Source organism: Flavobacterium sp. AK-345 (genome assembly GCF_058310175.1).
In genome coordinates, this window is sequence record NZ_JBZEER010000025.1 from 1 (window position 1) to 10,728 (window position 10,728).

At 34.2% G+C, this 10,728-nt stretch carries 10 protein-coding genes; 6 read left to right on the top strand and 4 right to left on the bottom strand.

Annotation, left to right across the window (positions count from 1 at the left end; all coding sequences use genetic code 11):
• Positions 1-236: 236 nt before the first annotated feature.
• From AC4FQ3_RS22635 to AC4FQ3_RS22645, 3 genes are all read left to right on the top strand, one after another.
• Positions 237-587, top strand: a complete 351-nt coding sequence (locus AC4FQ3_RS22635) for a hypothetical protein (RefSeq protein ID WP_491183383.1) — start codon at positions 237-239, stop codon at positions 585-587.
• A 161-nt stretch (positions 588-748) separates the two neighbouring features.
• On the top strand, positions 749-1,300 hold the full coding sequence (locus tag AC4FQ3_RS22640; protein WP_491183384.1) for a HutD family protein: 552 nt from the start codon (positions 749-751) through the stop codon (positions 1,298-1,300).
• Between the two features lie 164 nt (positions 1,301-1,464).
• Positions 1,465-1,971 (top strand): GNAT family N-acetyltransferase, encoded by a 507-nt coding sequence (locus AC4FQ3_RS22645; RefSeq protein ID WP_491183385.1) that lies wholly within the window; start codon positions 1,465-1,467, stop codon positions 1,969-1,971.
• Positions 1,972-2,160: 189 nt separating this feature from the next.
• Here AC4FQ3_RS22645 and AC4FQ3_RS22650 read toward each other — a convergent pair whose 3' ends face one another.
• Entirely contained in the window at positions 2,161-2,730 is a 570-nt protein-coding gene (locus AC4FQ3_RS22650) for a Crp/Fnr family transcriptional regulator (protein WP_073393628.1), read from the bottom strand.
• A 237-nt stretch (positions 2,731-2,967) separates the two neighbouring features.
• Between AC4FQ3_RS22650 and AC4FQ3_RS22655 the strand changes: the two genes are divergently transcribed.
• A complete protein-coding gene (locus AC4FQ3_RS22655; protein WP_491183386.1) occupies positions 2,968-4,074 on the top strand; it encodes a pectate lyase family protein in 1,107 nt (368 codons plus the stop codon).
• A 409-nt stretch (positions 4,075-4,483) separates the two neighbouring features.
• On the opposite strand, the gene AC4FQ3_RS22660 is transcribed toward AC4FQ3_RS22655, so the two are convergent.
• From AC4FQ3_RS22660 to AC4FQ3_RS22670, 3 genes are all read right to left on the bottom strand, one after another.
• The gene (locus AC4FQ3_RS22660; protein WP_491183387.1) at positions 4,484-4,867 is read right to left on the bottom strand and encodes a DUF3037 domain-containing protein; all 384 of its coding nucleotides are present in this window, start codon (positions 4,865-4,867) and stop codon (positions 4,484-4,486) included.
• Positions 4,857-5,636, bottom strand: a complete 780-nt coding sequence (locus tag AC4FQ3_RS22665) for a HipA family kinase (protein ID WP_491183388.1) — start codon at positions 5,634-5,636, stop codon at positions 4,857-4,859. The genes AC4FQ3_RS22660 and AC4FQ3_RS22665 overlap by 11 nt, the downstream gene beginning before the upstream one ends.
• A gap of 386 nt (positions 5,637-6,022) precedes the next feature.
• Positions 6,023-6,871 carry an NAD(P)H-hydrate dehydratase gene (locus tag AC4FQ3_RS22670; RefSeq protein ID WP_491183389.1) on the bottom strand — a complete coding sequence of 283 codons (849 nt, stop codon included), beginning with the start codon at positions 6,869-6,871 and terminating at the stop codon, positions 6,023-6,025.
• Positions 6,872-7,324: 453 nt separating this feature from the next.
• On the opposite strand from AC4FQ3_RS22670, the gene gcvT reads away from it, so the two are divergent.
• A complete protein-coding gene (gene gcvT, locus AC4FQ3_RS22675; RefSeq protein WP_491183390.1) occupies positions 7,325-8,407 on the top strand; it encodes a glycine cleavage system aminomethyltransferase GcvT in 1,083 nt (360 codons plus the stop codon).
• Between the two features lie 216 nt (positions 8,408-8,623).
• Positions 8,624-10,654: a S41 family peptidase gene (locus AC4FQ3_RS22680; protein ID WP_491183391.1), complete on the top strand. Its 2,031-nt coding sequence runs from the start codon at positions 8,624-8,626 to the stop codon at positions 10,652-10,654.
• Positions 10,655-10,728: the final 74 nt, after the last annotated feature.

Consider the following 10,728-nt stretch of genomic DNA (forward strand, 5'->3'; position numbering starts at 1 on the left):
ATTTTGAAGATGATGTTTTTGAATATCTTTCCATATTTTTACACTTTTGTGTAAACCTATTTTAGGACAAGACAAGAGAAGCAAACTGCATATTGGACGGCACGAGCGGGACGCTCGCGCTAGCGACGGAGAGAAAAAAAATAAATAAATTTGAAAACAAGAAACTAAATTAACTTTCGCTGACTAATTTAGTCAATAAACGAATATTTTTTTTCGTCTACATTAATAAAACCTTAATGAATTCTATACAAGAGCTTAAGCAAGAATTAGAAAATAAAACTTTAACAGTTAAATGGAAAGTATTATGTGATATTGGTCCTAGCTGGATTGGAAGTAGTAGAACCATAACTTTTTATTTAGATAAATTACAATTTGAGGATAGCGACTTTTGCAATTTTATGACTGATAAACTAATCGAAGTAATGGAAATTCCTTCAACAAGTGAAGACCACGTTATAACAGGATATGGAATTTTTATTTTACAAGGTTCAGATTTAACAATTCAGTATGAAACAGAATCTAATATACCGTATGATTATGAATTCAATTTTGACAACGGAACCAAAACTTTCCTAACAAATATATAATCGCTTTAATTAGTAAATATGAATGACTAAGATAGATTTTTAATTGAATCCATAGAGAATGAATGCTCACCAAAAATACTAGTTAACGCGAACACCCCGTTCATGAACACAAAGAGAGAAAACTTCCCAAATCCCAACATTCATTTTAAAAATAATAAAAAATGAACATACACCTTTTTCCTAAAAAAGATTGTACAGCCGCTATTTGGAGTGGTGGATTGACATATGAATATATGATATATCCGGAAACAGCAAACTATGGCGATAGGGATTTTGTATTTAGAATAAGCAGTGCAACAATAGAGAAAGTGCCTTCGGAGTTTACCAAATTTAAGGGCTATCATCGATATTTGGTAATGCTTGATAACTCTTTAAATATCGATGTTAACAAAGAAAAAAAAGTATACGAGAAATATAAAATCATGGGATTTAATTCGGATGATGAAGTGACTTCTTATACAAAAGGTATTGATTTTAATTGGATGGTTTCTGAAAAAATAGGCCATCACAAATTGCAAATAACACAGCGTAATCAGAATTGTAATGCTCAAATAATACTTTTGTTTTCTTTATATACAACACTTATTAAAATTAATGAGAAGCCATATTATCTGGAACCTTATGATTTATTAGTTATTGAAAATCAAAAAAAGGAAAATATAATGCTTGATTTTTCTAATGAATGCCTCTATGGAACATTGGAATCACTGTAGTTTTAGCAACTCATTTCACTTATTGCTATTTGCTCAATCAAAAAGCCAAAAAATAATTAAAAAATTTCGGCAGAAGCCATTCTTCAATATTGTAATTTTGTTTTCCAGCTAAAGCAGGAAGCAATTCAAAATATTTAAAAATTATAATTACTGCATAAAATTCCATGATTACAAAAGTAACATTACAAGATATTCCCGCTTTAACAACCTTAATCAACTCTGCATACAGAGGCGAAACTTCTAAAAAAGGCTGGACAACAGAAGCTCATTTATTAGAAGGAAAAAGAACAACGGAAGAAGAATTAACGGCAATTATTTCTGATCCTAAAAATACATTCCTGAAATATACCGAGAACGATCAAATTATTGGGTCGGTTTTATTGGTCGAGAAAGAACAGCAATTGTATTTGGGAATGTTAACCGTTTCACCAGAATTACAAAATAGCGGAATCGGTAAAAAGTTATTGGCCGAAGGCGAAAAGCATGCTAAAACTCTAGGATTGTCGAGTATTATTATGACGGTTGTTTCGGTTCGTTCAGAGCTTATTGCGTGGTACAAACGCCACGGTTATGTTGAAACCGGAGAAAGAGAACCTTTTCCTTCTAGTGATATACATATTAATGTTTCTGATAAGCCTTTGGAGTTTATTTATTTAGAGAAGTGCGTTTAGGTTTTTGCCACGAAGACACAAAGGCACTAAGTTTTTTTTAGCTGGTGCGCGATATGCTCGCAAAATCGCAGAGATGCAAAGTTTTTATTTTTCTTTGCGACTTCGCGACTTTGCGAGATTTTACTTTCGCTGCTAAAAAGCTTAGAACCTTAGCATCTCAGTCCCGAAGCTTCGGGATAGTAACTTTCTTCAGCAACTTTTTTTAATCTTCGATAGAAATTCGTGTGAAACACCTAGATAGGATGATAAATTTTTGTTGTTGATTTTATCAATCTTATGTGAATATCTTTCTACAAACTCCAAATACCGTTGTTTTGAGGTTTTGTTTAAAACATCTAAAAGTCTTTGCTGAATGTTTATGTTGGCTTTTTCTACCATAATAATATGAAACTGCACCAGCTTTGGTACTTGTTCAAACAAAAGTGCTTTGTTGGCTTTACTAATTACCAAAATCTCGCTATCTTCTATGGCCTTGATATTGTAGGTTGTAGGCTTTTGATGATAGAAACTTTCGAGATCGCACATCCATTCGTTTTCAAAAGAGAAGAAAATAACGCTTTCTCCTCCGCTGTCGTTTATAATGTAGGTTTTAAAAGCACCTTTTAAAATAAATCCTTCATAAGAACTGTTTGAGTCCTGAATTTGCAGGAATTCATTTTTCTTAAGTTTTATAAACTCGGTTTTTTCTATAATGCATTTCCATTCTTCTTCGGTTAAGTTAATTTTACGTTCAATGTTTAATCTGAGGGCTTTGTACATGTGTTTTTACTTTTATTCTTACTTGGGGGCGTAAGTATTTGAATGAATTAAAAAAAGATGTAATCGATTACGTAAAAATACTTCTTTTTGATATTTTTGTCTCTTAACAATTGTTAAAAAAACATTTTATCCGAAAAAAAATACAAAATATTGAACTTGTTCAACTTTTTTAAGAATTATTATAAGCAGATTTGTACTGTTAAATATTTTAACAAAAAACCCCAAACTTAAATTATTATGAAATTAAAATTAAATTTGTCAGTCTTGGTATTGGCACTTACTTTAGGTTTTACAAGTTGTAATACCGAAGAAATTGCTTCATCAACAGATGCAAGCGCTGTTGTTGAAACTACACCTGCTTCAGGTAATTTGACAGCAAAAATTGGAAATTGTGCACAGGTTCCGGGATGGGCTTCTCAAAATGGTGGTACAACCGGTGGTGGAAGTGCTGCTGAAACAACTGTTACTACTTATGCTCAATTGAAATCAGCTATCGAAAGCAGCTCTGTAAAGGTTATTAAAGTGAGCGGAACTATTACTGTTACAACCAGATTGTCTTTTCAAGATCAAACCGGTAAAACTATTTATGGTGCCAGCGGTGCAAAACTGGTTTCGACTAATCAAACCAAAGATGCTTCTGGAATCATTAACATCAAAAGATGTAAAAACATCATTATCAGAAACCTTATTTTTGAAGGCCCTGGTGCTTATGATACTGATGGTTGGGATAATGCAATTCTTGACGAATGTACAAATGTATGGGTTGACCACTGCGAATTCAGAGACGGTGTAGACGGAAACTTTGACATCAAAAACAAATCAGATTATATTTCTGTTACTTATTCTAAATTTCACTACCTAAAACCACCAAAAGCAGGAGGTTCAGGAGGATCAGATGATCACAGATATTCTAACTTAATTGGTTCAAGCGACGGTGCTACGGGAGATCGTGGAAAACTAAGAATTACTTTCGCTCGTTGCTGGTGGGCTCCGGGATGTAAAGAAAGAATGCCAAGAGTTCGTTTTGGAAAAGTGCATATCGTAAACAGTTTCTTTAACAGTACTGTGAGCAATAAATGTATCGCTGCAGGTTTTGAAGCTGATATTCGTGTAGAATCAAACGTTTTTGAGGGTGTAAAAACTCCTATTGATTTAATGACGGGTTATACAGCTGTTACAGCAGTTGATAACGTTTTCACTAATACATCTGGAAATCAGGCAGGAAGTAAAACCGCTTTTACACCTCCGTACACAATTGTAAAACTTGATAAAACTGCTGTTAAAGCTGATGTTTCTGCAAATGCAGGACCAACTTTAGGCGGAAATGTTTGCGGATCGTTTTAATAAATTTTCATTTTTAAATTTCATAGTTTCAAATTCATCACTTGAAACTATGGTTTTAGAGAATGTGAGTTAGTTAGTTTAGTTTTGTCAAACCCTATAAGTATAAATTCTTATAGGGTTTGACTTTTTTATTTTGTACAGAGTTTTTTTGTTTCACGCAGATTTTGCAGATTGAGCAGATTTAAATTAATTGGAATTTTTTTATAAATCTGGGTATTTTTTTATCTGGTTTCATTATCTCCGCGAAGTTCGCTAACCTTTGTTTTTTGAATCGTGCAAAGTAGCAGTCGCGAGGCTTCGGGAGCAAATTTTTTTAATTGATTGCGGATAAACTTTATGTTAGACGCACTGCTGTGCGTCTCTACAGAAAACCTTTGTGCCTTTGAACCTTTGTTGCTTTGAACCTCCTTTAAAGAACTAATTCTTCAAATAATCTCTGAATTGTTTTTTCTAAATCTTCGCACAAACCTGAATGTGGTCTTGATGTTTGAATTGCCGAACTGCGAATCGCGGTTAACCAACGAAAACGCGACGGAATATCCATTTCGCCAATTGGCCCACCGTCTTTATCTCCGGCTGCGATTTTCTTTAATGCGGTAACATTGCAATGCAATTGCTCAATATCAAAGTCGTTTGAAAGAGTTTCTATTTTCGCGTCATCGATGTGTGACAATACTTTTATAAATTTGGCTTTTTTGCAAAACAAAATGATTCCGATATTCAGGAATTCTTCGCGTTCTACTCTTGGTACTACACGAATTACGGCGTACTCATATAAGTGACTATCTTGCATTTTGGGCTTGATTTACAAAGATTTCGGAATTATTTAATCGGGTTTGCAAAAATTGTAAATATACATTTCGCAAGGTTTCCGGAGTTTCGTCGGTATCTTCCCATTGCAGCCATTCCAGAGGAATTGTGTTTACAATTTCTTCCAGAATTTCCGGATTTAAAAGTGCTTTAAATTCGGCATCAACTTCTTTTAAAAGTGAGGCTTGTGGCAATAAAACGTGATCTTTTATCAATGCAAACGGACTTTTGGCGTGCTGTTCCCAATTGTTCCAAGAATGATGAAAATACAAACATGCTCCGTGATCGATTAGCCATAATTCTTTATGCCAAATCAACATATTGGTATTTTTGAAAGTTCTGTCAACATTGGTTATATATGAATCCAGCCAAACAATTTGTGATGCTAATTTATCGTCGACAGTTGTTACAACTGGATCAAAAGTTATTGCACCGGATAAAAAGTGAAGTGCCAGATTTAATCCCTGACTTCCTTGCAGTAAATCCTGAATTTCTTCGTCGGCTTCTGTTCTTCCAAAGGCTTCGTCGAGATTGGCAAAAACTAATTCCGGAAGCTGTAGTTTTAAGGCTTTTGCAATTTGTCCGCCCACTAATTCGGCTATTAAAGCTTTTACGCCATGTCCGGCTCCTTTAAATTTTAAGACGTATTTAAAATCATCGTCGGCTTCTGCCAAAGCGGGTAAGGAACCGCCTTCGCGTAATGGCGTTATATAACGGGTAACGTTTACGGATCTGAGATCGAAGTTTTTCATAAGCAGTATTTACTGAGAATACAAACTTACGAATTTAGATTCTTATTTTTTTAACCGCAGAGATCACAATCCCGATAGCTATCGGGATACGCAGAGTTCGCTAAGGTTAAATCCTAAGTTTGCTAGCTTTTGGAAGTTCGCAAAGCTTGATGTTTAACAATTGCTGCCGTTTTTGTCATCTCGACGGAGGAGAGATCACACTAGAAGCTCCGCAAACTGAATCGACAATCTTTGTAGAGTTCCGTGTGTGATCTCTCCTCCGTCGAGATGACACAACTATGTCGAATTTTATTGACTATACTTTAATGTAAACTTTAGTTTATAGACAAAAGTTGATAGATAAGATTTCATTATTTAATTTTCTAATTGTCACATTATCTAATTTTCTAATTATCTAATTCTAAAAACGCTTTTCCCAGATTCTTAATAATATCTGAGGCTGTAAACGATTGATATCCGGTTTTTGGCAACGCAATATCTGCCGTTAAACCGTGAAGATAGACGCCAAGCTTTGCGGCATATTTGGGCTCGTAGCCTTGTGCCAGTAAACTGGTCAGGATTCCGGTTAGGACGTCGCCGCTTCCTGCTGTTGCCAGTGCAGCGTTTCCGGTGGTGTTTTCGTAAATTTTACTTTGATTGATGATGTAGGTTGGTGCGCCTTTCATGACAATGATTACTTTGTATTTCTCTGAAAATGCAATTGTTTTTTGAAACTTTTCAGATTCTGAATTCCATTTGCCTATTAAGCGTTCGAGCTCTTTTGGATGTGGTGTCAGAATAGTGTTTTCGGGAACTAATTCGAGCCACGATTGGTTTTCTGATAAAATATTTAAGGCGTCGGCATCAAGAACTAAAAGCGCTTTGTTGATTCTTAAAAATTCGAATAGTGCTTTTTGTGTTCCTAACTCCTTCCCTATTCCGGGACCGATTCCAACAGCTTGCGGAATTAACGGAAGATGAATATGTGTGATGAAATTGGTATTTTCGTCGGTGATAACCATAACTTCGGGAATGGAAATTTGAAGGATCTGATAACCGCATTTTGGTGTAAAAGTGGTTACGAGTCCGCATCCTGTTTTTAAGCAGGATTTTGATGCGAGAACGGCTGCTCCGATTTTACCGTAACTTCCGGCAATAATTACGGCATGTCCCTGAAGTCCTTTATGTGTGTTAGGATTTACTGGCTTATATAATTGTAGAATTTCTTCTTTTGTAATTAAAAATGGATCTTTCATTTGGCTTATTATCTATTTTAATATTTTATTTTTAATTACTTATGGATTGTGGTTAATTGTAACGCGGATAAAACGGATTTACTTGGTAAAACGCGGATAAAAACGGATTTTTAAATTTGGTGACGCCTGTACATTCTGCCTTAATTTCAATAAGAAGAAAAAATTTAATGACTTAAAGTTACATAAAATTCGAATAAGAGAATGTTTCTTTTGAACGTAAATCCCTAGCCCAGATTGTAGAGGAAAGCCCGGAGTAAAAAAAGCAAAAGTTTCTTGTTCTAAAAAAGCGACCAACGGAAGCTCTTTTTGGAACATTAGAAACTTTGCTTTTTTTATGAGGACTTGTAACGGAAAGCTGGAATTGCTTCATATTATTGCGAAATTTATAATTTAGACTATCATTTTTAGATATTTTTTGAATAAATTTGCGACACAATTTTATAAATCAACACAATGAAAAATACTGCGCTTACGCACATACATGAAGGTTTGGGAGCTAAAATGCTGCCTTTTGCTGGTTATAATATGCCTATTACTTATGAGGGCGTGAATGCTGAACACGAGACTGTTCGTAATAGTGTGGGCGTTTTTGACGTTTCGCACATGGGGGAATTTTTGCTGACGGGACCAAATGCTTTGGCTTTGATTCAGAAAGTGACTTCGAATGATGCTTCGACTTTGACGATTGGTAGAGCGCAATATTCTTGTCTTCCAAATAATGACGGCGGAATTGTAGATGATTTGATTGTTTATAAAATGAAAGAGGAAGAGTATTTACTGGTTGTAAATGCTTCGAATATCGAAAAGGACTGGAACTGGATTTCGGCTCAAAACGATTTGGGTGTTGAAATGAAAAACCTTTCTGATGATTATTCTTTATTGGCAATTCAGGGTCCAAAAGCGGTTGAGGCTATGCAGGCTTTGTCTTCTATAGATTTAGCAGCGATTCCGTATTACCATTTTGAAGTGGCTGATTTTGCCGGAATCGAAAATGTAATTATCTCTGCTACAGGATATACAGGTTCTGGCGGATTTGAAATTTATTGTAAAAACAGCGAAGCAGAACAGGTTTGGAATAAAGTTTTTGAAGCCGGAGCGGCTTTTGGAATTAAACCAATTGGTTTAGCAGCTCGTGATACTTTGCGTCTTGAAATGGGTTTCTGTTTGTACGGAAATGATATCAACGATACGACTTCTCCACTTGAAGCCGGTTTGGGTTGGATTACGAAATTTAATAAAGATTTCACGAATTCTGAAAGTTTGAAAAAACAAAAAGAAGAAGGTGTTTCTAAAAAATTAGTTGCTTTTGAAATGCAGGAACGTGCCGTACCAAGACACGATTACGAAATTGTAGATGCTGCAGGTGCTGTAATTGGTGTTGTAACTTCTGGAACTATGTCGCCTTCTATGAATAAGGGAATTGGTTTAGGATATGTTACTGTAAACAACAGTACTGTTGACAGTGATATTTTTATCAGAATCAGAAAAAATGATGTTCCTGCAAAAGTGGTTAAATTGCCTTTTTACAAGAAATAATTTTATATAAATTTTAAAAGCATCACTTAAATGATGCTTTTTTTTTCGCCACGAATTCACGAATTTCTTATTGTAAGAATTGGTGAATTCGTGGCGAATACTTTTATAATAATAGCAATAAAAAAATGATTTTCTTGTAAGATATTTTCGAAAAAATATAAAACGGTGTCAAAAAATAAGCGTAATTTTAATATAGCAAATTGATCTCCGCCTTTTATGAAAAGAATATTATTAGTATTAATGTTAGGTACAAACATTCTGTTTAGTCAGAGTGGTGATCCCACATGCGAAATATTAAACAAAATAAACGCCCTGATTCAAACCGAACATATACGCCCAAAACCGGTAAATGACAGTTTGTCTATTTTTGTTTTTGACAATATTATTGATGAATTAGATCCGTCACGAAATATCTTCTTTAAAAGTGAATATGATGAGATGGCGCAAAAATACCGCTTGAAACTCGACGACATGATTTTGAGTAATGATTGTAGTTTTTTAGCAGATATTACTAATAAATATAAAACAGGCCTTTTGAGAACAAAAGCTGTTTTAGAAAAAATAGATTCCGGAACTATCGATTATAGTAAAAAAGATACGATTCGTTTTTATAAAAAATCATTCGATTTTTATCTCAAAAAAGAAAATCTGGAGAAAGTCTGGCTTAAAAAACTTCGCTATCAAATATTAGATGATATTGCAGAAACAGGTGATAACCTGGATTCTATTAAAACTAATTTTTCATCAATTGAATTGGCATCCAGAAAATTGGTTTTATCTAATGAAATTTGCCGAATCACTACGCTTTTGGAAAATAATCTGAAGCAGGAAGAAAAATTATACAATTTCTTTTGCTTGTATTTTGATCCGCATACGGCTTATTTTAGCAATGACTCGAAATCGAGTTTTGTTGCTTCGCTCTCAAAAGAGCATTTATCATTGGGAATGACCGTAAACCTAAATGAGAAAAACGAAATTATAATAGATGAAATTGATCCGAATGGTCCGGCTTTTAAAACGGGACAAATAAAAAAGGGTGATCAAATTCTTTCGGTATCCAATCATAAGGAAACTTTGCAGGTTTCGTGTGCTTCATTGGAATCAATTTCTACCATGATTTTATCAGAATCGAACAAAAGTATTGTTCTGACCATAAAACGTAATTCAGGCAAAAGCTTTGATGTTTATATTGAAAAGCAGGTGATGAAAGACGAAGAAAATTCGGTTTTTAGTTTTATAGTGGGCAAAGAAAATAAAATTGGTTATATTAAAATTCCGAGTTTCTACGCTGATTTAGATGGAAATAGCAGAAAAGGCTGTGCCGATGATGTTGCCCGCGAAGTGATAAAACTGGAGAGAGACAATATTAAAGGTCTTGTTATTGATTTGATTGATAATGGCGGCGGATCTATGGAAGAAGCCATAAAACTAGCGGGAATGTTTGTTGATTATGGCCCTATTTCGATTGTTGTTGATAACAAAAAAGAAAGATCAGTCATCAATGATCCGTATCGGGGCGTTATTTACAAAGGTCCGATGGTTGTTTTGATTAATAGCAATACGGCTTCGGCAAGCGAGTTTTTTTCTTCGATATTGCAAGATTATAATCGTGCGTTATTATTAGGCAGTAATACACTTGGGAAAGCAACCATGCAGACTATTCTTTCGCTTGACGAGGAAAAAAATACTGATTTCTTAAAAATCACCATTAATAAATTTTACAGAGTTACGGGCAAAAGCCACCAATATATTGGGGTTAAACCCGATGTTGTACTTCCGGAATTTTATGAAGGTATTTATCAAAAAGAAAGCGATTTTCCGACTGCCATAAAAAATGATAGCATAGAATCACTTTTAAAATATAAAACTTATGTAAAAAGAAGTGTTATTGATAAAATTGCTAAAAGCAGTACGCTTCGACTTGCGGATAATTATTACTTTAACAACATCAAAAAAATCAACTTAAAAATTGATGAAATGGTGAATGTTCCTAAAGCTGAAATCCCGATGACTTTGGATGCAGTTTTTAAACAGAAAAAAAACGTGAATTATATCTGGTCTGAGATTAACACATTCAACGACGAAAATAATCCGCTCGATGTTTATAATTCGAGTGTAAACCAGTTTCTATTAGGCGCCTACCCTACCGAAAAAACTATCAATCAATATCAGATTGATAATCTTAGAACGAATCCTTATTTAAACGAAGCTGTAAATATTATTACAGATTTTAATGCGGCTAAGTAGATTTTAGATTTTAGATTTTAGATTTTAGATTTTAGATTTTAGATTTTAGATTTTAGATTTTAGATTTTAGATTT